Annotated in this window: 26 protein-coding genes; 9 read left to right on the top strand and 17 right to left on the bottom strand. The window is 72.6% G+C overall.

Features of this window, described 5'->3' with window-relative positions:
* Window positions 1-12: 12 nt before the first annotated feature.
* Entirely contained in the window at window positions 13-375 is a 363-nt protein-coding gene (locus tag P0Y31_RS04175) for a sterol carrier family protein (protein ID WP_275806412.1), read from the top strand.
* 56 nt (window positions 376-431) lie between these two features.
* Here the strand turns inward: P0Y31_RS04175 and P0Y31_RS04180 are convergent, their stop codons facing one another.
* The 3 genes from P0Y31_RS04180 to P0Y31_RS04190 form a co-directional block, all read right to left on the bottom strand.
* Window positions 432-1,463 (bottom strand): Gfo/Idh/MocA family oxidoreductase, encoded by a 1,032-nt coding sequence (locus P0Y31_RS04180; RefSeq protein ID WP_345803608.1) that lies wholly within the window; start codon window positions 1,461-1,463, stop codon window positions 432-434.
* A gap of 47 nt (window positions 1,464-1,510) precedes the next feature.
* Window positions 1,511-2,266, bottom strand: a complete 756-nt coding sequence (locus tag P0Y31_RS04185; RefSeq protein ID WP_275866796.1) for a fused MFS/spermidine synthase — start codon at window positions 2,264-2,266, stop codon at window positions 1,511-1,513.
* A gap of 74 nt (window positions 2,267-2,340) precedes the next feature.
* Complete coding sequence (locus P0Y31_RS04190; protein ID WP_275866797.1) at window positions 2,341-3,387, bottom strand: zinc-dependent alcohol dehydrogenase family protein; 1,047 nt, start codon at window positions 3,385-3,387, stop codon at window positions 2,341-2,343.
* 53 nt (window positions 3,388-3,440) lie between these two features.
* On the opposite strand from P0Y31_RS04190, the gene P0Y31_RS04195 reads away from it, so the two are divergent.
* Window positions 3,441-4,316: an LLM class flavin-dependent oxidoreductase gene (locus P0Y31_RS04195; protein ID WP_275866798.1), complete on the top strand. Its 876-nt coding sequence runs from the start codon at window positions 3,441-3,443 to the stop codon at window positions 4,314-4,316.
* Here P0Y31_RS04195 and P0Y31_RS04200 read toward each other — a convergent pair.
* The 4 genes from P0Y31_RS04200 to P0Y31_RS04215 form a co-directional block, all read right to left on the bottom strand.
* A complete protein-coding gene (locus P0Y31_RS04200; protein ID WP_275866799.1) occupies window positions 4,313-5,065 on the bottom strand; it encodes an anti-sigma factor in 753 nt (250 codons plus the stop codon). The two genes, P0Y31_RS04195 and P0Y31_RS04200, sit on opposite strands and share 4 nt — an antisense overlap.
* Entirely contained in the window at window positions 5,062-5,661 is a 600-nt protein-coding gene (gene sigK / locus P0Y31_RS04205; protein ID WP_275866800.1) for an ECF RNA polymerase sigma factor SigK, read from the bottom strand. The genes P0Y31_RS04200 and sigK overlap by 4 nt, the downstream gene beginning before the upstream one ends.
* Window positions 5,662-5,688: 27 nt before the next feature.
* The gene (locus P0Y31_RS04210) at window positions 5,689-6,327 is read right to left on the bottom strand and encodes a fasciclin domain-containing protein (protein WP_275866801.1); all 639 of its coding nucleotides are present in this window, start codon (window positions 6,325-6,327) and stop codon (window positions 5,689-5,691) included.
* Between the two features lie 114 nt (window positions 6,328-6,441).
* A complete protein-coding gene (locus P0Y31_RS04215) occupies window positions 6,442-8,037 on the bottom strand; it encodes a molybdopterin-dependent oxidoreductase (protein WP_275866802.1) in 1,596 nt (531 codons plus the stop codon).
* An 84-nt stretch (window positions 8,038-8,121) separates the two neighbouring features.
* Between P0Y31_RS04215 and P0Y31_RS04220 the strand changes: the two genes are divergently transcribed.
* Together P0Y31_RS04220 and purF are read left to right on the top strand one after the other, a co-directional pair.
* Window positions 8,122-8,334: a hypothetical protein gene (locus P0Y31_RS04220; protein ID WP_275806430.1), complete on the top strand. Its 213-nt coding sequence runs from the start codon at window positions 8,122-8,124 to the stop codon at window positions 8,332-8,334.
* Between the two features lie 29 nt (window positions 8,335-8,363).
* Window positions 8,364-9,902 (top strand): amidophosphoribosyltransferase, encoded by a 1,539-nt coding sequence (purF, locus tag P0Y31_RS04225; RefSeq protein ID WP_275806432.1) that lies wholly within the window; start codon window positions 8,364-8,366, stop codon window positions 9,900-9,902.
* Here purF and P0Y31_RS04230 read toward each other — a convergent pair.
* Window positions 9,889-10,812: a hypothetical protein gene (locus tag P0Y31_RS04230; RefSeq protein ID WP_275866803.1), complete on the bottom strand. Its 924-nt coding sequence runs from the start codon at window positions 10,810-10,812 to the stop codon at window positions 9,889-9,891. The two genes, purF and P0Y31_RS04230, sit on opposite strands and share 14 nt — an antisense overlap.
* 136 nt (window positions 10,813-10,948) lie before the next feature.
* Between P0Y31_RS04230 and purM the strand changes: the two genes are divergently transcribed.
* From purM to P0Y31_RS04245, 3 genes are all read left to right on the top strand, one after another.
* Entirely contained in the window at window positions 10,949-12,064 is a 1,116-nt protein-coding gene (gene purM / locus P0Y31_RS04235; protein ID WP_275866804.1) for a phosphoribosylformylglycinamidine cyclo-ligase, read from the top strand.
* A 13-nt stretch (window positions 12,065-12,077) separates the two neighbouring features.
* A complete protein-coding gene (locus tag P0Y31_RS04240) occupies window positions 12,078-12,479 on the top strand; it encodes a hypothetical protein (protein ID WP_275866805.1) in 402 nt (133 codons plus the stop codon).
* 104 nt (window positions 12,480-12,583) lie between these two features.
* The gene (locus P0Y31_RS04245) at window positions 12,584-12,949 is read left to right on the top strand and encodes a hypothetical protein (protein ID WP_275866806.1); all 366 of its coding nucleotides are present in this window, start codon (window positions 12,584-12,586) and stop codon (window positions 12,947-12,949) included.
* Between the two features lie 179 nt (window positions 12,950-13,128).
* On the opposite strand, the gene P0Y31_RS04250 is transcribed toward P0Y31_RS04245, so the two are convergent.
* Both P0Y31_RS04250 and P0Y31_RS04255 read right to left on the bottom strand, forming a co-directional pair.
* Window positions 13,129-13,326, bottom strand: a complete 198-nt coding sequence (locus P0Y31_RS04250) for a DUF3073 domain-containing protein (RefSeq protein WP_275806442.1) — start codon at window positions 13,324-13,326, stop codon at window positions 13,129-13,131.
* Window positions 13,327-13,529: 203 nt separating this feature from the next.
* Entirely contained in the window at window positions 13,530-14,645 is a 1,116-nt protein-coding gene (locus P0Y31_RS04255; protein ID WP_275866807.1) for a Glu/Leu/Phe/Val dehydrogenase dimerization domain-containing protein, read from the bottom strand.
* 192 nt (window positions 14,646-14,837) lie between these two features.
* Here P0Y31_RS04255 and P0Y31_RS04260 point away from each other — a divergent pair, with 192 nt between their 5' ends.
* Window positions 14,838-15,026 carry a BldC family transcriptional regulator gene (locus P0Y31_RS04260; RefSeq protein WP_091758593.1) on the top strand — a complete coding sequence of 63 codons (189 nt, stop codon included), beginning with the start codon at window positions 14,838-14,840 and terminating at the stop codon, window positions 15,024-15,026.
* Between the two features lie 114 nt (window positions 15,027-15,140).
* On the opposite strand, the gene P0Y31_RS04265 is transcribed toward P0Y31_RS04260, so the two are convergent.
* The 3 genes from P0Y31_RS04265 to P0Y31_RS04275 form a co-directional block, all read right to left on the bottom strand.
* Window positions 15,141-15,815 carry a DUF6766 family protein gene (locus P0Y31_RS04265; protein ID WP_275866808.1) on the bottom strand — a complete coding sequence of 225 codons (675 nt, stop codon included), beginning with the start codon at window positions 15,813-15,815 and terminating at the stop codon, window positions 15,141-15,143.
* A gap of 82 nt (window positions 15,816-15,897) precedes the next feature.
* Window positions 15,898-16,311, bottom strand: coding sequence for a hypothetical protein (locus P0Y31_RS04270; RefSeq protein ID WP_275866809.1), 414 nt, complete (start codon window positions 16,309-16,311; stop codon window positions 15,898-15,900).
* 48 nt (window positions 16,312-16,359) lie between these two features.
* Window positions 16,360-18,042: an AarF/UbiB family protein gene (locus P0Y31_RS04275; protein WP_275866810.1), complete on the bottom strand. Its 1,683-nt coding sequence runs from the start codon at window positions 18,040-18,042 to the stop codon at window positions 16,360-16,362.
* A 485-nt stretch (window positions 18,043-18,527) separates the two neighbouring features.
* Between P0Y31_RS04275 and P0Y31_RS04280 the strand changes: the two genes are divergently transcribed.
* Window positions 18,528-18,920: a hypothetical protein gene (locus P0Y31_RS04280; protein WP_275806455.1), complete on the top strand. Its 393-nt coding sequence runs from the start codon at window positions 18,528-18,530 to the stop codon at window positions 18,918-18,920.
* 4 nt (window positions 18,921-18,924) lie between these two features.
* Here the strand turns inward: P0Y31_RS04280 and P0Y31_RS04285 are convergent, their stop codons facing one another.
* From P0Y31_RS04285 to P0Y31_RS04300, 4 genes are all read right to left on the bottom strand, one after another.
* The gene (locus P0Y31_RS04285; RefSeq protein WP_275866811.1) at window positions 18,925-19,494 is read right to left on the bottom strand and encodes a 1-acyl-sn-glycerol-3-phosphate acyltransferase; all 570 of its coding nucleotides are present in this window, start codon (window positions 19,492-19,494) and stop codon (window positions 18,925-18,927) included.
* 91 nt (window positions 19,495-19,585) lie between these two features.
* Window positions 19,586-20,014: an OsmC family protein gene (locus tag P0Y31_RS04290; protein WP_275866812.1), complete on the bottom strand. Its 429-nt coding sequence runs from the start codon at window positions 20,012-20,014 to the stop codon at window positions 19,586-19,588.
* 156 nt (window positions 20,015-20,170) lie between these two features.
* On the bottom strand, window positions 20,171-20,956 hold the full coding sequence (locus P0Y31_RS04295; protein ID WP_275866813.1) for a hypothetical protein: 786 nt from the start codon (window positions 20,954-20,956) through the stop codon (window positions 20,171-20,173).
* Window positions 20,949-21,605, bottom strand: a complete 657-nt coding sequence (locus P0Y31_RS04300; protein ID WP_275866814.1) for an RNA polymerase sigma factor — start codon at window positions 21,603-21,605, stop codon at window positions 20,949-20,951. The genes P0Y31_RS04295 and P0Y31_RS04300 overlap by 8 nt, the downstream gene beginning before the upstream one ends.
* Window positions 21,606-21,796 lie beyond the last annotated feature (191 nt).

Genomic DNA, 21,796 nt, shown 5'->3' on the forward strand with positions numbered 1-21,796 from the left:
GGGTTGAGCGGTATGCCGCCGCGTCGCCGGGTCCCCGTCGCCGCGGGGACCGCCGCGCTGCTCGCCTGGCGCGACGACCCCGACATCACCGACCGGGAGACGCTGGCCACCGCCGTGCGCTACGCCCTCGAGGAGCTCGCGCAGCGGGCGCCGGGGCGCAGCGTCGAGGTGCGCGTGCCGCCCTTCGGCGCGGTGCAGTGCATCGAGGGCCAGACGCACACGCGCGGCACCCCGCCCAACGTGGTCGAGACCGACGCCGTCACCTGGCTGGCGCTGGCGGTGGGTCAGCTCGGCTGGGAGCAGGCCTGGGAGGCGGGCACGCTGCGGGTCAGCGGCCACCGGGCCGACCTCGAGCCCTACCTGCCGCTGGTCTGACCGCCACGACGAGCCGCGCGTCTGACGCGCCGGCCGCCGCTGGGCGACCGGCTGCGTCACTCCCCGGGGTAGCGCACCCCCACCTGGCGGCGGACCTCGTCCATCGCCTCCATGACCCGCAGCGTCTCGGCGTGGGTCATCAGCGGCGACTGGAGGGCGCCGTCGTGCAGGCAGCGGGCGACCTCGGCCGCCTCGTAGCGGAAGCCGTGCTCGCGGACGTCGGGCTCGTAGCGGTCGAGCTCCTCGCCCAGCGGCGTGAGCAGGCGCACCGGCTGGGGCACGAAGAAGTCTCCCGGGATCTCGAGCCGCGCGTCCCGCCCCACGACGGCGGCCGAGGTCGGCGTCTTCGTGACCATGGACGAGCCGACCAGCCCGAGCACCTGCTCCGCCCCGGTGACCGTCACCGACAGCTGGGCGTCGACGCCCTCGTCGGTCAGGTGGCCCACCGCCGTGACGGAGTCGAACGGGCCGAGCACCATGGACGTGAACGACAGCGGGTAGACGCCCAGGTCGAGCAGCGAGCCGCCGGCCAGGTGCGGCGAGGAGAGCCGCTCGGGGCCGTCGGGGTGCAGCGTCTGCCCGTGGTCGGCCATGACCGTGAGCACGTCACCGAGCAGCCCGGCCTCGACCGCCTGGCGGACGACGTCGATGTGCGGGAGGAAACGGGTCCACATCGCCTCCATGGCGAACAGGCCCCGGTCGCGGGCCGCGTCGAGCACCTCGCGGGCCTCGGCGGCGTTGCGGGTGAACGCCTTCTCCACCAGCACGGGCTTGCCCGCCTCGAGGGCCAGCAGCGCGTGGTCGCGGTGCTCGGAGTGCGGCGAGGCGACGTAGACGACGTCGACCGCGTCGTCGGCGACGAGGTCCTCGTAGGAGCCGTGGGCCGCCGGCAGCCCGAACTCGTCGGCGAAGTCGCGGGCACGGTCGGCGCTGCGGGACCCCACCGCGACGACCTGCTGGCGGGTGCCTTCGCGCAGGGCGGTGGCGAAGGAGCGGGCGATGTTGCCGGGGCCGAGGATCCCCCACCTCACCGGGGGTGCCTGCATGGGGTCGGGTGTGCGGGGAGCGGGCAGGGTCTGCGCGGGCATGCCGACCATCCTGCCCCGGACCGCGGGTGGGCGCAGTGGCTGACCGGTCAGCGGAGGCGCCAGCCGTCCTTGGGCGGCGGTTGCGGTGACTCGCTCGTGTCGGCGTCGGTGTAGGGCCGTCCCCCGCCGAGCAGCCGTTCGAACTCCGGGCGGGTGCGCAGCGAGCTGGGGAACGGGCACCCGGCCACCGCCCGGGTCAGCCGGGGCACGTCGAGCTCGACCGAGGAGCCGGCCAGGACGTAGTTGCCGAACCGCCGGCGCTTCCAGACCTCGGCCAGCGCGATCCCCAGGGTCTGCGGGAACACCTCGGCCAACCCGGCGTGCCACCGGCGCAGGTGGTCGCGGGCCGGTTCGTCGCTGACGTTGGCGAGGAAGACTCCACCGGGCTTCAGCACGCGACGTGCGTCGGTGAGGAACTCCACCGTCGACAGCTCGGCGGGCATCCGGCCACCTGCGTAGGCGTCGAGCACCAGGACGTCGGCGCTCGCCTCACGCAGCGCCGCCAGGCCGGTGCGGCCGTCGACCGGCCGGACCCTGATCCGGTGCCCGCGGGGCAGGGGGAGCTCGCGGCGGACGGCCTCGGTGAGCGGCACGTCCGGCTCCAGCACGACCTGCGGCGAGCCGGGGCGGGTGTGCTGCACGTAGCGGGGCAGCGTCAGCCCGGCGCCGCCGATGTGCGTGACGGCGAGGGGGCCCTCGGGGAGGGTGTCGAGCACCAGAGCGAAGTGCAGGACGTACTCGAAGAGGAGGTGGGTGGGATCGGCGAGGTCGACGTGCGACTGCGGCTGGTCGTCGACCACCACGATGACGCCGCCGTACCCGTCCGGGACGAACTCAGCCGCCGCCGGCTCGCTCCGCTCCCTGCGCTCGATGGGGCTCAGGGCCGCACCAGCGACTTGATGGCGCGGCGCTCGTCCATGGCGGCGTAGGCCTCGGCCACCTCGTCGAGCGGCAGCTCGAGGTCGAAGACGAGCCCGGGGTCGATCGCGCCGGCGAGCACGTCGTCGCGCAGCCGCGGGAGGTACTGGCGCACCGGCGCGACGCCCCCGGCCACGCCGATGTTGCGGCTGAACATCTCGCCGATGGGCAGGTCGACGCCATGGGGAACGCCGACGTAGCCGACGGTGGCGCCGGGGCGGGCGACGGTGATGGCGGTGTTCATGGACTCGCCAGTGCCCACGCACTCCAGCACGGCGTCGGCGCCGACGCCGTCGGTGAGGTCCAGCACCGCGGCCTCGCCCTCACCGCCCCGCTCGGCGATGATGTCGGTCGCACCGAAGTGCCGCGCCAGGCGCTGTCGCGACTCGTGCCGCGACATCGCCACGACCCGCTCGGCGCCCATGCGGGCCGCGGCGAGCACCCCGCACAGCCCCACGGCTCCGTCGCCCACGACCACGACGGTGTCGCCCTCGCGGACGCCGGCGGCGACGGCCGCGTGCCACCCCGTGCCCATGACGTCCGACAGGGTCAGCAGGGAGGGAACGAGCGAGTCGTCGGGCACCTCGCGGGTGGAGACCAGAGTCCCGTCGGCGAGGGGCACGCGGACGTACTCACCCTGACCGCCGTCGACCACGAGCCCGTCGCTGTCGCGCCCTCCGTAGCCGCCGCCGTTCTGGCAGGCGCTCTGCATGCCCACCAAGCAGTGCGCGCAGGTGTTGTCGGAGTACAGGAACGGCGCGATGACGAAGTCGCCGGGCCGCAGGCTGCGGACCTCCGACCCCACCTCCTCGACGATGCCGACGAACTCGTGCCCGATCCGCCGGGGTCGCCTGACCTCGTTGATGCCGCGGTAGGGCCACAGGTCGCTGCCGCACACGCAGGCGGCGGTGACGCGGACCAGCGCGTCGGTCGGTCGCTGGATCGTGGGGTCGTCGACCTCTTCGACGCGGACGTCGCGGGTGCCGTGCAGGATCGTGGCCTTCATGGGACCCAAGCCTGTCACGGGGCCGCCGGGAACGCGGCATACAGTCTGTGACCATGAGGTTCGGCATCACCATCCTCCCCGAGCACCGCTGGGCCGACGCCGCGCCGCTGTGGCGCGGCGCCGAGGAGCTCGGCTTCGACCACGCCTGGACCTATGACCACCTCGTGTGGGCCGGGCTGCCGGACGCCCCGTGGTTCGGGACCACGCCGACGCTGACCGCCGCAGCGATGGTCACCGAGCGGATCCGCCTCGGCACGCTCGTGTCGTCACCCAACTACCGCCACCCCGTCACCTTCCTGCGCGACCTGCTGGCACTCGACGACGTCTCCGGCGGCCGGCTGCTGTGCGGCCTCGGCACCGGCGGCGACCTCGACTCGCGGCTGCTGGGGGAGGAGCACTCGGTGCGCGAGCGGGTCGACCGGTTCCACGAGTTCACCGAGCTGCTGGACCGGCTGCTGCGCGAGGACCATGTCGACCACGACGGCGAGCACTACCGGGCGGTCGACGCCCGCACCCTGCCCGGACCGGTGCAGCAGCCGCGCATCCCGTTCGTCGTCGCCGCCAACGGCCCGCGCTCGCTGCGGCTCGCCGCCCGCCTCGGGCAGGGCTGGGTGACGACCGGCGGCCGGGCGCAGACGCTGGAGGAGTGGTGGGCGGGTGTCGCACGCCTCGCCGAGCGCTTCGACGAGGCGCTGGCCGGGGCCGGGCGAGACCGGGCGTCGTGCGACCGCTACCTGCTGCTCGACAGCTCGCCGGTGTTCTCGCTGGAGAGCGCCGACCTCTTCGAGGAGATGGCCGGCCGCGCCGGCGACCTCGGCTTCACCGACGTCATCACCCACTGGCCACGACCGGAGGGTGTGTATGCCGGGGACGTGCGTGTGCTGGAGGAGGCGGCCTCGCGCGTCGTCGAGCCGCGGGCGGGCGCCTAGCTGAACTCGATCAGGGCGATCGGGTCGCTCGTCGGGGCCGGTGAACCGCCGGCGGGCTCCACGGTGATGCCGACGCCGGTGAACTTCGAGGCGTCGCCGTCGAGCTCCATGGTGACGCTCGGCTTGGCCTCGTGCGGCATGACCCCGGCACTGACCATGGCGCCCTCCGGGTTCTGGAACCAGATCTGGAAATCCTTGCCCTCGGGGGCAGCCGGCATGTCCTCGGCGATGATGACGGCCTTGCCGAGCGAGACGCTGCGCACGATGGTCGCCCGGGCCCCGTCGATCACCTTCTCGTAGCGCTGGGCGTCCTTGGCCTGGATGACCTGCTCGGTGGCCGTCAGCGGGCGCTGGGGCGTCTCGCTCTCCCAGGGGCTCCAGACGATGCCGCCGATCACGAGCACCGCCGCGGCGGCAGCCGCGACCAGCCAGGTCATCGGGTTGGCCCGGCGGCGCCGACTCTCGAGGGTGGTGACGCCGGCGGGTGCGGGCGCGGCCGTGCCGGTGTCCCCGGTCACCGGGGGCATGGGGCGCACGGTGGAGATCTGGCTCAGCACCGACTCGCGCAGTGACGCAGGTGGGGTTGCCGCGCTGGCGTGGGTCAGCTCGACTGCCGCGGCCCGCAGGCTCGCGACCTCGTCCTGGCACTCCGGGCACTGCCCGAGGTGGCGCTCGAACTCAGCGCGCTCGACGTCGTCGAGCGCGTCGACGGCGTAGGCGCCGCTGAGCCCGTGGATGTCGGCGTTCATGACTGCATTCCCAAGGTGTCGCGAAGACGGATGAGTCCGTCCCTGATTCTGGTCTTTGCCGTGCCGAGGGGGATACCCAGGAGGGCGGCGACCTCGTTGTGGGTGTAGCCCCCGAAGTAGGCGAGCTGCACCGCGCCGCGCTGGGTCTCGGTCAGCGAGGCGAGCGCCTGACGGACCCGCTGGCTGTCGAGGCTGCGCTCGACCTCCTCGGCGGTGATGTCGTAGGCGCGGTCCTGGGTGGTCGCCTCGTAGGTCTCGTCGCGCCGGCTCGAGGCCTCGGCGGAGCGGACCCGGTCTACGGCCTTGCGGTGGGCGATGGTCATCATCCAGCTCATCGCACTGCCCTTGGCCGAGTCGAAGCGCGCGCTGGTGCGCCAGATCTCGAGGAAGGCCTCCTGAGCCACCTCTTCGGCCTGGGCAGGGTCGCGCACGACGCGCAGGACCAGGCCGTAGAGGCGGCGGGACGTGACGTCGTAGAGCTCGGCGAACGCCTGCTCGTCACCACGGGCCGAGGCCCGGAGCAGCTCGGCGAGGTCCGGCTGCCCGGGGGCAGCGCTCCCCCCAGGGGCTGGGCCTCCCGGGGAGAACGCTGACATGAGGACCATGATGGCTGAACCTGCGCCTCACTGCGCAGGGAGCAGGACACCGTCGATGATGTAGACAGTGGCGTTGGCGGTCTGGACGTTGCCGCAGACGACCTTCGCCTCGCCCACCGTGAAGTCCTCACCGGAGCCCTCCACCGTGATCGTGGTGCCCGCGAGCGTCTTGTGGTCGCCGGCCACCTGTTCGGGGCTGAGCTTGCCCTGGACGACGTGGTTGGTGAGCACCTTGGTGAGCAGGCCCTTCGGGTCGGCCATCGCGGCATCGAGGGTCGCCTTGGGCACGGCCGCGAAGGCGTCGTTCGTCGGGGCGAAGACGGTGATGTCCTGCGTCGTGTTGAGCGTCTCCGCCAAGCCGGCCTCGCCGACGGCCGAGACCAGGGTGGACAACAGGGGGTTGTTGCTGGCAGCGGTCGCCACCGGGTCGGTGGCCATGCCGGCGAACGAGCCCTTGCCGTCGGCCGGCACGGCGGAGCAGCCGGCACCGAAGGTCTCGCCCGCCATGTCGCCCATGGCCTCGGTCGTGCTGCTGCTCGACGACGAGCTCGAGCTGCTGTCCATCGCTGTGGTTCCGCTCGACTCCGCATCCCCGCCACAGGCCGCGAGGCCGAGCGGGATGGAGAGAGCGAGGGCGGCGATGGCGCTGCGCCTGGTGCGGTTCATGGGTGGACTCCTTGCATCTGGGTGGTCTGACGCCAGTTATTCGGAGCGGCTGGCCTGCTGGATTGCCTTGTCCTGCAACAGATTCCGCGACCTGGGGCCGTGGCCTGTCGATGGTCATGAGACGAACACCACGACGGAGTGCCAGCCGGTCGCTCCCCTGGGGAACGGCTCGGCCTTCGCATCGGTCTGCACCTGGCCGTCGTTGTCGGTCGCGCGGACCGTCAGCGTGTGGCGTCCCGAACCGGGTGGAACCTCCCAGGGCAGGTACCACTGCCGCCAGTAGTCGATGCCTGCCTCCGGCCCCAGCGTCGCGGGCCTCCACTCCCCGTCGTCGACCCGCACCTCGACGGACCGTATGCCGCGTCCCTGCGCCCAGGCGACGCCGCCGATCGGCACGCTCTCCCCGGCGCGAACGGTCGACAGGCCCTTGGGTGTGTCGATGCGCGACTGGGTGAGCACCGGGGCTTCGGTTGCCCAGCCGCGCTCGGTCCAGTAGGCCTTGTCCCTCGCATAGGTCGTGGCCGTGAGCCGAGCCAGCCACTTCGTGGACCCGACGAACCCGTACAGGCCAGGGGTGACGAGCCGGGCAGGGAAGCCGTGCCGCGGGGGCAGCGGATCGCCGTTCATGGCAACCGCCACCAGGGCGTCGCGGTCGTCCACGAGCGCCTGCAGCGGGGTCGAGATGGTGAACCCGCTCGTGGAGGTGCTGAGGACCTGGTCGGCGCCGCGGCCCACCTGTGCCCGGTCGAGCAGGTCGCGCACCCTGACGCCGAGCCAGCGGGCCGAGCTGACGTAGCCGCCCCCCACCTCGTTGCTGACGCACGTCAGGGTGATGTCGCGTTCGATCATGGGCAGGTCGAGCAGCTCGGCGTAGGTGAGGCGGAAGGGGTTGGCCACGTCGCCGTCGATCTCCAGCGCCCAGTCGGCGGGGTCGATGCGCGGAACGATGAGCGAGGTGTCCACGCGGTAGAACGAGCGCACCGGGGTGCGGAAGGGGCTGATCCCGCGGACCCGCTGCTCCAGCCCCGCCGGCAGCGCGGGCAGCGGCGCGCCGGGCCGGGGCAGGTCGGCCGCGGTCGGCAGGGTGGGGTTGGTGCCGACCTTCTGCCCGAGGGCCGCTCCGGCAGCCGCCGCGGCGGCAACGCCCGCCGCGCCGAGGAGGAACGAGCGCCGTGCAGCGGTGGGCGGCGCGCCTGCCTCGTGTGCCGTGCCGTCCAGGGGGCTGCGCACGGCTGGGATGGCCGTCGCGGCGGTCCGGCCGCCGGGCCGCAGCCGGTCCGCGCGACCCGCGAGCCAGTGGAGGGCCACGACGCCGACCAGGGCGGTCGCGAGGGCGGGGAACACGTCGACGGGGGTGCTGGTGGGTCGGGTGAGCGCGGCCAGGGCCGGCAGCACGGTCACCGCCCCGAGCAGCACGAGGGCGAGGGTGCGCCGACTGCGGGCCAGCACGCCGATGCCCGCTGCTGCCAGCAGGGCGACGACAGCCACCGAGCCGAGCAGCACCGGCTTGTCGGCGGTGCCGAGGGTGGCGACCGCCCACTCCTTGACCGGGGTGGGGGTGGCGTCGACCACCGCCGCACCCACGGCCACCACGGGGGAGGCGTCGGGGTTGACCAGGGCAGCGACGAGGTGGCCGGCCGCGGCGCCGGCGGCCGCGGCGAGGGCGCCGGACACGGCATACGGCCAGCGCGGCGCGCTGCTGCTGCTCATGTCAGTCATTCGTAGCCCGGTTCGTCCCGGATGGGCACCCCCCACGGCACGGTTCATCGCGGCGGCGCGGGTACGGTGGGCCGCGTGAACGCACCTCGCCCCTCGCCCAACTTCACGCGGTTCATCGCGGCGGGGGCGGTCGTGGGCTTCGTCGTCGGCGGCGGCCTGGCGGTGCTCGGCGACCCGGCCCCCGGTTACGGCGAGGGGGCGGCGGTCGCCTACATCGGACTCTTCGCGGCAGCGATCGGAGCGATGCTCGCGGCTGTGCTGGCCGTGCTCCTCGACCGACGGGGCTGACCGCCGCCGCCTGTGGGAGACTGGCCGGCGTGGCACGCGGAGACGGACGGCTCACCCACGACCTCCTTCCGGGCGAGAGGGGCCCGCAGGACGCCTGCGGCGTCTTCGGCGTCTGGGCGCCCGGCGAGGATGTCTCGAAGCTCGCCTACTACGGCCTCTACGCCCTGCAGCACCGTGGGCAGGAGTCGGCCGGCATCGCGACGTCCGACGGGCGCAGCATCCTCGTCTACAAGGACATGGGCCTGGTCTCGCAGGTCTTCGACGAGCGCTCGCTGAACTCGCTGAGGGGGCACCTGGCCGTCGGCCACTGCCGCTACTCGACCACCGGCGGCTCCACCTGGGAGAACGCCCAGCCCACGCTCGGCGGCCACGAGCAGAGCACGGTGGCGCTGGCCCACAACGGCAACCTCATCAACTCCGCCGAGCTCCGCGAGCTGGTGGCCCTTCGCGCCGAGTCCGGCTACGAGGTCGCCAAGGGTGAGCTGCGGCGCGGCAACACCACCGACACCGCCCTCGTGACCGCCCTGCTCGCCGACGACCCCGACCGGTCCGTCGAGGCCGCGGCGCTCGACGTGCTCCCGCGGCTGCGCGGCGCCTTCTCCTTCGTGTTCATGGACGAGCAGACGCTGTATGCCGCGCGCGACCCCCAGGGGATCCGCCCCCTCGTCCTCGGTCGGCTCGAGCGCGGCTGGGTGGTGGCGTCCGAGACCGCCGCCCTCGACATCGTCGGCGCCTCGGTGATCCGCGAGGTCGAGCCGGGCGAGCTGATCGCCATCGACGAGGCCGGCCTGCGCTCGCAGCGCTTCGCCGAGACCCAGCGCAAGGGCTGTGTCTTCGAGTACGTCTACCTCGCCCGTCCCGACACCACCATCAACGGCCGCGGCGTGCACGAGGCCCGGGTCGAGATGGGGCGCACACTGGCCCGCGAGCACCCCGTCGAGGCCGACATGGTCATGCCGACGCCGGAGTCGGGGACGCCTGCCGCCATCGGCTACGCGCAGGAGTCGGGCATCCCCTACGGGCAGGGCCTGGTGAAGAACTCCTACGTGGGTCGCACCTTCATCGCCCCGTCGCAGACCATCCGCCAGCTCGGCATCCGGCTCAAGCTCAACCCTCTCCGCGAGGTCATCCGCGGCAAGCGCCTGGTCGTGGTCGACGACTCGATCGTGCGCGGCAACACGCAGCGGGCCCTCGTGCGGATGCTGCGCGAGGCCGGGGCCGCCGAGGTGCACGTGCGCATCTCGTCACCACCGGTGCGCTGGCCCTGCTTCTACGGGATCGACTTCGCCACCCGGGCCGAGCTCATCGCCACCGGCATCGGGGTCGAGGAGGTGCGCAACAGCATCGGCGCCGACAGCCTCGGCTACATCAGCGAGGAGGGCATGGTCGCCGCGACCGAGCAGCCCCGCACGGCACTGTGCACCGCCTGCTTCACGGGCGACTACCCGATCCCGCTGCCGGACGACAGCCAGCTCGGCAAGAACCTGTTCGAGCCGCTGCCGCTCGACGTCGAAGGCGTGCCGACCGGGGTGCAGGGCGGCGCCGACGACGCGCTCACGCGTCCCTAGGCCCGACCAGGAGGACCGGCGGCGGGGCCGGGGTCGTGAGGCCGGGCGAGGGCTCCGGCGCCTCGGCGCGCTCGACGACGTTCCACAGCTCGACGGTCTGCAGCACCCAGTAGACGGCGAACTCGGCCAGCAGGAGGGCCTCGAGCCAGAACAGCCACTGCAGGAAGCCGGGCACCGCCCAGTGCGCCACCAGCACACCCACGAACGTGGCCACCATCGCCAGGCCCACGACCGTGTAGCGGTTGGCTGCCCGCCGGGCGAGCGGCCTGCCGCCGTCGGACTGGGCGGCCAGGCCGAGGGCGTTCATCCCCACGACGACCACGATGCCTGCGAAGAGGGCGATCGCGGCGACGTCGTGGCCGTGGTCGCGCACGGCGTCGTGCCAGGTGACGAAGACGAACGGGAACACCACGACCGCCACCCCCGAGAAGACCAGCGGCCACAGCGACAGGCTGCCGCCCCGCTCGTCGGGGGCGGTCAGGGTGCGCAGGAACCAGGCAACGGCCGTGAGGGCCACGCCCGCCGCGTACAGCGCCCAGACGTTGTTGGTGACGGCCGCATCGAGCTCGGCCGGCGACGGGACGTTGCTCGCCGGGCAGGCGTCGTCGACCTGGGTCGGCACGAAGGCCACGACGAACGCCAGCAACCCGGAGGCGTTGAGGGCGACGTCCTCGGCGTCGGTGTTGCCGCGGTAGACGACCAGGCAGGCCCCGATCGCGCACAGGCTCGCGACGAAGACCGCCCTGGCCGGCGTGTAGTAGTAGGCGCTGACCGACCGCTGCCAGCACTCGGGGTCGGACCCGAAGACCTGGAGCGCCACCGATGCGGTCAGCAGCAGGACGAGCAGCACCATGGCCACCCGGAGGTACCGGTAGGTGTTGAGGACGCTGCCTTCGTGCCGTGTCGCCATGCCATCCCCCTCAAACGCAGGCCAACGCCTGATACCGCAGGTATAGCGCCTTCGCCGGTCGAGGTAAACGCGCCGGCAATCCCCGGCGGTTCCACCTCGACCGGGGGAGGGTGCCGGCGCCCACTAGGCTGATGGGGTGAGCGAGCCGATCACGTATGCCGCCGCCGGAGTCGACGTCGAGGCGGGTGACCGGGCCGTCGAGCTGATGAAGGCCTCGGTGCGCCGCGCCACCAGGCCCGAGGTGCTCGGGGGCCTCGGCGGCTTCGCGGGGATGTTCGACGCCTCCGCCCTCACCGGCATGACGCGGCCGGTGCTCGCCACCTCCACCGACGGGGTGGGCACCAAGGTGGCGATCGCGCAGGCCCTCGACAGGCACGACACCATCGGCTTCGACCTCGTCGGCATGGTCGTCGACGACATCGTGGTCTGCGGGGCCGAGCCGCTCTTCATGACCGACTACATCGCCACAGGCAAGGTCGTGCCCGAGCGCATCGCCGCGATCGTCTCGGGCATCGCGGCCGCCTGTGAGCAGGCCGGCGTCGCGCTGGTCGGCGGCGAGACGGCCGAGCACCCGGGGTTGCTGGCCCCCGACGAGTACGACGTGGCCGGTGCCGCCACCGGGGTCGTCGAGTACGCCGACGTGCTGGGCCCGCAGCGGGTCGTGCCCGGTGACGTGGTGCTGGCCCTGGGGTCGTCGGGCCTGCACTCCAACGGCTACTCGCTGGTGCGCCGCGTGGTCGAGGCCGCCGGCTGGGCGCTCGACCGGGAGGTGCCCGAGTTCGGCGGCACCCTCGGCGAGGAGCTGCTGACCCCGACGCGCGTCTACTCCGCCGACCTGCTCCACCTCATCCGCACCGACGGCGTCGACCTGCACGCCCTCTCGCACGTCACCGGCGGCGGCCTGGCGGCCAACCTCGCCCGGGTGCTGCCCCGGGGTGTCTTCGCCCGGCTCGACCGCGCCACCTGGACGCCGCCACCTGTGTTCACCACGGTCGGGGAGCTCGGCAGGGTCCCCCGGGCCGACCTCGAACGCACCCTCAACATGGGCATCGGTTTCGTCGCCCTGCTGCCGCAGGCGCAGGCCGACCTGGCGATCCGCACCTTGGAGGGCCGCGGCATACCGTCGTGGGTGCTGGGCGAGGTCACCGCCCTCGAGGGGGCGCGGATCGCCGAAGGCGTCGAGGTCGTGCACGGCGCGAAGGGCGTCGAGGGTGGCGCGGTGCAGGTCGTCGGCGAGCACCCGCTCGCCTGAGGGAGGAAGCCCTGTGGAGGAGGTGCTCCTGCCCAAGGTCCACATCGACTACCTCGTCACAGTGGCCCTTGCCTGGCCACGCCCGTGGGGGCCGTTCGACTTCGCCGGCCCCGAAGGCGTGAACCTCGTGGTCACGCCGGATACGGCGACCGCCGTGGGTGACCTCCTGTGGCGGGCCAACTACGAGTGGGCGGCGGACGGCGAGGCCTACCCGGGGTACCGCTACGAGGCTTCCGCCCTGCCCATCGAGCCCGTACGCGTGCTGCGGGCGCTCTCGGGGTACGAGGGCAACGTGTATGCCCATGCCGCCGAGGCGCGTCTGGGGGCACTCGGTTTCGTCGACTACCTCCGCAGCGTCGCCATCTCGCGCCTGCCGGGCTGGGACGACCTGCCGTGGATCATCGGCGACGACTGAGAAGGGCCTCAGCGCCAACCCTGCGGGCCATGGTGGGGGCGGGCGCCCTGAGCTGAGTAGTCGGGCTCACGCGGCGCGGCCGACCTGCCGCCCACACTGACGATGTGGAGACGACTGCTGCCGCCGAAGGGCGCCGACGTGCGGACGCGATGCTGTGGGCCGCCGGTGTCGCCTGGCTGGGGGCGCTGGCTGCCGTGCCCGCGGCCCTCGTGCTCGACATGGCGTTCGAGCTCATCCTGGCCTTCGGGTCGGTCTTCGTCCCGGATGCAAGGGGCGCTGACCTGTCCGGGTGGGTGCTGACCGTGGCGCTCACGGCCATGGCCACCTGCCTGCTGACCGCACTCGGCTCCGCGTGGGTCCTGGCGACCACGCCCGGCTCACACGCTCCACCGTGGCTGGTGGGCAGCCTGTCGGGCGTGCTTGGCTGGGCCGTCGGGATCGGCGTGGGCTGGCTCGCGCTCAGCGCCTGACGCCGCGCGCGACAACCGTGCCGCGAGCAGACCGCCCGAGGGCGTCACACAGTGCTCGGTGCCCTGCGGTGGCCCTCCTCAACGAGCGCTGCGGCGCACTCGAGGTGCCCCGCAGCGCTCGAAGAGCTGACACGGGCACGGGGCCCGCGCATGAGGTGACGATCAGTGGCGACGCCAGGTCAACCCTGGCTGGACGCCCACTTCCCGTAGTCGTCGTAGTCGTCGGTCTCGTCGTACTCGTCGGAGGCCTGCTCCGGCTGCTTGTACGAACCGCCGTGTAGTTCTCGCTCAAGCGCGCTGAGATCGGTGTTCGGGGAGAAGTACTTCAGCTCCCGAGCGACCTTCGTCTGCTTGGCTTTGGCCCGGCCGCGCCCCATGGCGTGACCCCCTCATGCGTCTGCCGGGACGGCATCGCTCAGTCGGAGGGCCCGTGGGCCCTTCGACTCCACGGAGCGGTCCCGGGAATCGTGTATTTGTCGTGGGGACAACGCTACATCAGCGACGCAAGTTTCGCGTCGCTGGTCCTGCCTGGCGGGCCGGCGTTTCTCGGCCCTGTCGCCCACCAGGCAGGACGCACGTCTCAGCGGGCGGGCAGCCAGATGCCGCCGCGGCCCGCAGCGGCCATCCGCTCCTCGGCGACGTGGTCGGCGGCCGCAGCAGGCGTGGTGCCGCGCTCGTCGGCGGTCCGCAGCACCTCGAGGGTGTGGTCGAAGATCGCGGTCGCGCCCTTCTTGGCCCGCTCGAAGTCGAAGCCGTGGAGCTCGTCGCTGACCTGGATGACCCCGCCGGCGTTGACGAGGAAGTCGGGGGCGTAGGTGATGCCCCGGGCGCGGAGCCGGTCTGCCGTGCCCCCCTCGCCCTCCTCGACGAGCTGGTTGTTGGCGCCGCCGCAGACCACGGTGGCGGTGAGCGCCTCCACCGTGGCGTCGTCGAGCGCGCCACCGAGGGCGCACGGGGCGTAGACGTCGATGTCGGCGCGGATGAGCGCGGCGGTGTCGGCCACGACCTCGACCTGCGGGTACTTCGCCTTGAGGTCGGCCAGGGCCCGCTCGTTGACGTCGGTCACGACGACGTTGGCGCCGTCCTCGACCAGGTGCCCGGTGAGCAGCCGGCCGACCTTGCCGACGCCGGCGATGCCGACGGTGCGATTCTTCAGGGTCGGCTCGCCCCACAGGTGCTGCGCGCAGGCACGCTGCCCCTGGAAGACGCCGTATGCCGTGAGCACGGAGCTGTCGCCGGCGCCCCCGTTGGCCTCGGAGCGGCCCGTGGCCCACCGGGTGGTCTCGCTGACGACGTCCATGTCGGCCACGTAGGTGCCCACGTCGCAGGCGGTGACGTAGCGGCCGTTCAGGCTCTCGACGAACCGGCCGTAGGCGCGCAGGAGCTCGGGGGTCTTGTCGGTGTGGGGGTCGCCGATGATGACGGCCTTGCCGCCGCCGAGCTCGAGCCCGGCCACCGCGTTCTTGTAGGCCATGCCCTTCGACAGTCGCAGCACGTCGTCGAGGGCGGCCTGCTCCGACGCGTACGGGTAGAACCGTGTCCCACCGAGAGCCGGCCCGAGCGCAGTGCTGTAGATGCCGATGATGGCTCGCAGGCCGGTGGTCTTGTCGTGGCAGAAGACGACCTGCTCGTGCTGGGACAGGGCGGACCTGGCGGGCGACGGCGAGGTGGGGGACGGCGACGAGGACACGGTCACGGTGGTGACTCCTAGGGCTCGGTGTTGCGCAGTGGACGGGGCGCGGATCGCGCGCTGGTCACAGCGTATTCCCGACTCCGGGGCCTTCGTCGGACTAGTCCCTTTGGGCTATTAACGACCACCCGTATGGATTGTTCCGTATGTGCGGCGGTTGTCCGATTATTGAGGCCTGCTCAACCTTTAGGAGAAATCATGGTCGCTCGCCCCACTGAGGCCGAGAAGCTGCTCACCCCTGCCGAGGTGGCCTCGCTTTTCCGCGTCGACCCGAAGACGGTGACCCGCTGGGCCAAGGCCGGCAAGCTCAACTCGATCCGCACCCTGGGTGGACACCGCCGTTACCGCGAGGCCGAGGTCCGCGCCCTTCTGTCCGACGTCCTCTGACGTCCGACCGCCCGGGCTCGGCTGGCTGCTGAACGCAGGGGACCAGCGCCAGCCCCGGGCCGGGTGTGCCGCCAGAAGGACGGAGGGCACGCCCCGGGGCACGCCGAGGGCGTCTCAGCCCTCGCTGCCGGTCGACTCGTGCGGCTCGCCGACGGGCTTGGACTCCGGCGACCCGCGCTCGCGCAGGTAGATGCTCAGCACCACCATGCTGCCGACCGCGAGGAACTCGGACTGCCAGTTCTGCAGGGTCCGGTTCCAGAAGTCGGGTGCCAGCAGGTAGTCCCACCAGCCGAGCGGGTCGCTGCGCTGCTGGATCTGCTCGGAGTTGTGGGCCGCGTGGCCGGCGACGAGCTGCGCCACCCAGGAGAGCACGAAGACCAGGCCCATCGTCAGGCCGAGGGAGTGCGAGAAGAGGGTGAGTCGCCAGCCCCGCACCTTCGCCCAGGCCGGTGATTCCGCCTGCGCGTACTCGGCCACCTTCTGGTCCCTGTCGGACTCGCGGCCTCCCCTGTCCAAGGGCTTGGACTCCGTCGAGCCCTTCTGGAAGAGGAAGATCGTGAGCAGGATGAACAGCAGGAACTGCAGGTACTCGGACTGCCAGTTCTCGGCGACGTCGACGGTGAAGTGCGAGGAGGTGACGTACTCGAGCAGGCTGACCGTCGGCAGGCCCGCATCGGAGGCCTGCTCGTTGTAGGACGCCTGGCCCGTGAAGGCCTGCCCCACGAGCGCGACCAGCAGGAGCGCGCCGAAGACGAGGCTGAGACCGTTGTCGCGCAGCCGCTGCCTCACCGTCCTGCCATCCCCATGGCGATGCAGTACGCGAGCCCGGCGAAGATGAAGAGCAGGTATGCCGTGAACATGGTCCGCATCGTCAGCTCCCCTCCACGTCGCAGTCGTAGGGACGGTCGCCGTTGGGGGTGCAGCCGGCCGCGGTAACGCGCCAGCCGTCGTCGAAGCGGGCCAGGAACACGGTGTCGCGCTCGAGGTAGGCCACCGCGTCCTTGCCGTAGACCTTGACCTCGCGCACCGACCCGGCGTCCTCGGGGAGGTCGCGCTGGGGAAGTGCCCCTGCACAGGAGCCGCCCTCGCCCTCGAGCTCGACGCGGGTCTGCGGGGCCAGCAGGCCGCAGGCGGCGGCCGGGTCGCTGGTGACGGCACGGGCGAAGCGCTGCGCGGTCTGCGCCGCCGGCTCGTCCTCCACGGACCCCTGACCGGCGCACCCCGCCATGGCGAGGAGGGCGCACGCGGCCGGCCACGCGGCATACCGGCTCTTGGTCGTGCTCACGGCGGTGACCCTAGCGCCGGCCGACCCGGCGGTCGCGTCGCCACCGCCTCACAGCCGCGGGTCGCGGGCCCGTCCCTCCTGGCGGGCGATCTTGCGGTCGGTCACGACGATCGAGACGACCAGCGCGGCGCCGCCGATGGCCGCCAGCAGGAAGAACACCATGGCGATCGAGGGGTAGCCCAGGATCGTCGAGTCGGTGGGGACCTGCATCATCAGCGCGGCGCCGACCACCAGGGCAGCGAGGACGATGCCGGTGGTGAGCCGGTTGGCCAGGCGCTGCATCACGTGGAGCAGGCGCGCCTCGTCGACGGCGTCGACCCGCACCGAGAAGGTGCCTTCGGCGAGGTTCTGCATGACCTTGTTGGCACGGCGCGGGAAGTTCGCGGTGAACTCCTTGGCGTCGATGGCCGCGGCCACGATCCCGCTGGGGGAGACCCGCAGCCCGGAGCCCATGATGTCGGCGACGCTGTCGCGGATGGCCTCGGCGGGGGCGAAGCCGGGGTCGAGGTGCTGCGTGACCTGGTCGAGGTTGAGCAGCGCCTTGCCGACCATCGCCATCTCGGCCGGAGGGCGCAGGCCGTGGGTGCCCGACAGGCGGCTCAGCTCGACCAGGACCGCGCCGGCCTGCACCTCGCCGCCCAGGGACACCGCCCGCGTGACGAGGGCTGAGACGTCCTCCCGGAACCGGCCGGCGTCGTAGCCGTCGAGGGGCGAGCCCATGGCCGCCAGGACGGTCGCGGCCTCCTCGCCGTCGGCGTCGCTGATGGCCAGCAGCAGCTTGACGAGGCTGTCCTGGACCCGGGGCGGGACGGTGGCCACCATGCCGAGGTCGATGAGCGCCAGCCGGCCGTCGGGGGTGAGCAGCACGTTGCCCGGGTGCGGGTCGGCGTGGAGGAACCCGTCGACGAGGATCATGTGCAGGTAGGCGTGGAACAGGTCGCGCACGAGCGGCTCGCCGTCCACGTCGAGCAGGCCGAGCGGGCCCACGTCGGTGACCTTGCGGCCGGGTACGAACTCCATCGTGAGCACCCGGCTGCTGGTGTAGTCGGTGACAGGCTCGGGCACCAGGAGGTGCTGGTAGTCGCTGGTCAGCGCGCGCAGGCGCCTCAGGTTCGCGGCCTCGCGCTGGTAGTCGAGCTCCCCGGCGATCGAGCGCCGGAACTGCGCGAGCAGGTGGCCGAAGCCGTAGCGGCGCCCCACGTCCGTGTGGGCGTCGGCGAACTCGGCCAGCTTCGCCAGGGCCTGCATGTCGTCGCGGACGGTCTCGCGGATGCCGGGACGCTGCACCTTCACCACCACCTCGCGGCCGCTGCGCAGGGTGGCGCGGTGCACCTGGCCCAGCGACGCCGCGGCCAGGGGTTTCTCGTCGAACTCGGCGAAGGCGTTGCCGATCGAGACGCCGAGCTCCTCCTCGACGATGGCCCGGACGTCCTCGAAGGGGAAGGGCTCGACCCGGTCCTGGAGGCGGGTGAGGGCCTCGGTGTAGGCAGGGGGAAGCAGGTCCACCCTGGTTGAGAGCAGCTGGCCGAGCTTGATGTAGGTGGGCCCCATGCGCTCGAGGTCGTCGGCGAGCTCCTCGGCGAGGTCCGAGCGGCCGGCCGGACGCTCCTCCTCGACGAGGAACTCGTCGAAGCCGGCGCCGGAGACCACGTCGGAGCGGCCGTGACGCACGAGCAGGCGGGCCAGGGCGGCATACCGCCCGGCGAGGGCCGGGTTGAGCGGCAGAGTCATGGACGCATCATGGCGTGTCGCGGCCGCGGGCCGGGGACTCGGTCATGTCTGGTCGACGGAATCGTCAAGAAACCTCCAAAAGGCTGGCCCTTGGGCGGTGGCGCGAGGATCGTCGGTGGTGCAGCCGCTGGGGCGGCGAGGCGGGGGTGGGCCTGGACGAGCAGGCGCTCTCTCGCGTCGCTCGTCCAGGCCCTGCGATTCACAGCTGTCGCGGGGCGGCGCCCACCCCCACCCAACGCCGCCCCGCGACGCCCTCCCCACGGCCGGGGCGCGACTCCGTTCGGCGGGGAGACCGCTCACCCGTACGGCTGAGCAGCAGCAAAGGGACCGTCACTGCGCAGTCAAGAGAAGGTAAAGAACCACTCAAGGGTCCGTTTGCCTCCGTTGAATGCCACTACGTGCGACAGTCCCCCGGAGCCCGGATGGGGCACAGGGCTGGAGCACCTCCCGCCGCAGGGCGGCGAATGACGAGACAGGGGAGTTCGATGAACCGACTCGGGGCCTACGTCCGGGCTGAGATGGCGTGGCGGAACTGGACGCTGACCGACCTCACCAGGGGCACCGGCCTCGACGAGAGCGACCTCATGCCGGTGCTCAGCAAGGACTGGCTCGCCGACTGGCCGAGCTCCCAGGTCATCGACGCCCTCGCCCGCGCGTTGCACGTGCCCGCGCGTGAGCTCGTGCTGCGCGCCGCCGAGGCGTGCGGCCTGTCCGTCGAGGAGGAGGCCGCCGGCGCTGGTCTGGCGGACGCCACCAACGAGGAGCTGATGCGCGAGCTGCGACGGCGGCTCGCCCTCGGCGCCAGCGCGGGCAACTACCTGTCCACCGCGTCGAGCCCCTGGCTCTCGCTCGTGGCCCCGCGCACCGAGGTCGGCTGACCGCTCAGCGCTCGGCCCGCAGCTCCTCCCGGAGCTGCGGTTCGGTGCGCAGCTCGGGGTGGATGCCGTGCTTGTCGCGGTAGAACTCGCGGATCTTGTCCATGTCAGCCACGACGTCGGACGTCGCGGTGATGGTCGGGCCGAACCCGAGCGTGCGCGTCGGTCCGTCGATGAAGCCGAGGGCGATCGGCAGCTTGGCGGCCCGGGCCAGCCGCCAGAACCCTGACTTCCAGTACTCGCCCTTCCGGCGGGTTCCCTCGGCGGCGATGACGAGCAGGAACGGCTCCCCGCTGCGGGCCTCGCGCACCAGCTCGCGCACGACGCTGCTGGGGTTGGCCCGGTCGAGGGGCACGCCGCCGAGCCGGTGCAGCAACCACCCCAACGGCCCTCGGAACAGCTCCTTCTTGATGAGCACCCGAGGCGTCACCCCGCCGCGCCACATGACGAGCAGCATCATGACGAAGTCCCAGTTCGAGGTGTGCGGGGCGCCCACCAGGACTCCGGTCCGTGGCACCTCACCGACGGGCGTCCAGCGGGCGGCGCGCAGCACCAGCGAGGCGAGGCGACTTCTCATTCAGCGACTCCTGGGGCTACGGGGCGGTCGCTGCTGTCCACGCGGAGACAGCGACCGCCCGCGACCTGGTCAGGGTGCCTGTGGTCCGGGCCTACTCGGCGAGCTGCGCCTCGAGCGTGATCGGCACGGCCTTCAGGGCCTGGCTGACGGGGCAGCCGACCTTGGCGCCCTCGGCGGCCTCCTGGAACTGCTCGGCCGTCAGGCCGGGCACGGCCCCGGTCACCTTCAGGACGACGCCCGTGATGCCGGTGCCGGGCTGGAAGGTCACCTCGGCGGTGGTGTCGAGCGAGGTGGGCGGGTTGCCCGCCTTGGCGAGGGCGCCCGAGAGCGCCATGTTGAAGCACGACGAGTGCGCCGCGGCGATGAGCTCCTCGGGGCTGGTGCGCCCGTTTGGGTCCTCGGCCCGCGAGGCCCACGTCACGTCGAAGGCGCCAACCCCCGAGGACTCCATCGTGACCTTGCCGGCGCCCTCCCTGAGGGAACCCTCCCAGTGGGCTGACGCGGTGCGGGTGGTTGCCATCCTGTGCTCCTTCAGCTCGACCAGACGTATGCCGCGGGCGGCCTCCCCAGCCTTGCCCCGCCGCAGCGGGTTGGCAACCCGGGGGACGCCACAGGGCCCCCATCCGCAGGTGGACGGGGGCCCGGTGGGGCCGCAGCGGCCGGTGGCCGCCTGGCGTCAGCGGCGTCCCTTGCCCTTGCCGCCCTTGTCGCCGCTGCGCGAGCCGGCGTCGTCACCCGCCTCGTCGCCGGACTCGTCGTCCGACTCCTCGGCGTCCTCCTCGTCGTTGTCGCCTGCCTTCTCGCCGGCCCGGTGGTCGACCTCGCCGCCGCCGCGCACGTCGGCATGCTCGTCGTCCGCCCCACGTCCGTCGTGGTGGTTGGCGTAGGCCCGCGGGTTCGGCGTCTTCGTGGACTCCTCGGACTCCTCGGACTCCTCCGACTCCTCGGACTCCTCGGTGTCCTCGGTCTCCGTGGGCTCGGCGGTCTCGGTGGGCTCCTCGGTCTCCGTGGGCTCGGAGGTCTCGGTGGGCTCCTCGGTCTCGGTGGGCTCCGCCGTCGCGGTCTCGGTGGCCTCGGTGGTCGTGCTCGTGGTCTCGCTCGGGTCGGCCTGGACGACGGCGGGGGCCGTCGGGCTGCCGGTCGCGGCCATCGCTGCGGCGCCGACGGTGGCCAGGGCCAGGGCGGTGCCGGCGGCTGCGGCGGCCCGGCGGACCCGGGAGGCCTTGAGGTGGATCACCTTCATGAGGGAGTTCCTTGTCTGCTCGTGGTGGGGGGAGGAGTCGGTCGTCTCAGGACCTGCGATGAAGGCCGCCAGGGCGGCGCTGGGTGCGGGTGGGCCGGCCCGGAGCAGGCTGCCCAGCTCTTGCAGCGCCTCGGCCGCCGGGTCGTGGTGGTGCAGCCCGGACGGCAGTTCGGGCTGCAGGTTCGACCCGGTTCCGGGCGCTTCGCGGTTCTCAGACATGACGTGGCTTCCATCGCACGGGCACCCGCTCGGGATACGGGTGGCTCGCACCCTCTTCCGCGGGGCGCAGGTCCTGCGGCCCAGGACCGGTGCGCTCCTGTTCGACGCCCCGGCGGAGCCGGGCCAGGCCGCGGTGCTGGAGCGACTTCACGGTGCCGACGTCCCTGCCGAGCACCTCGGCCGTCTGCTGGAGCGAGAGGTCGCCGAGCACCCGCAGCGAGACGACCTGTCGCTGGTCGGGCGTGAGCAGGTCCAGCAGGGCAAGGGCACGCCTGGTGCCCAGCCGGTCCTCGGCGCAGTCCTCCGCCGACGCGCTGGTGCGGGCGTCGAGGTCCGGCTCGTACGACAGGTGTGGTCCACGGCACACCCGTCGCCGCACCCAGTCGACGTAGCGGCGGTGCGCGATGCGGAACAGCAGGCCCCGGAACTGCTCGGCGCCGCCGCTCACGGTGCCCACCGCGCGGAAGGCGGCGAGGAACACCTCGCTGGTCAGGTCGTCGGCGTCGTGGACGGCGTGGGCCCGGAAGTAGGCGGCCACGGCGGGCGAGAGGGCGGCCCAGAGCCGGCCGAAGGCCTCGCCGTCGCCCCGCGCGGCGGCCTGCACCAGGGCGTCGAGCCCGTCGCCGGCCGCGCTGTCAGCGCCATGCATCCGAAAGACCCTCCTCCCTGGCCCTCACGACGGGGCAACGCCGAGGGTGGCAGGAATGGGTGTGATCGGGGCCGTTCTTGACTGTTTGCTGACGTTTGGGGCCCGGAATCCGTCAGCTGCGGCAGGAAAGGGGCGCTCCGCGGACGCAGCGTCCGGATGGCGCGCGGAGGCTTGCTTTACACCGTAAACTC

This window comes from Knoellia sp. 3-2P3, assembly GCF_029223115.1.
Taxonomy (GTDB): domain Bacteria; phylum Actinomycetota; class Actinomycetes; order Actinomycetales; family Dermatophilaceae; genus Pedococcus_A.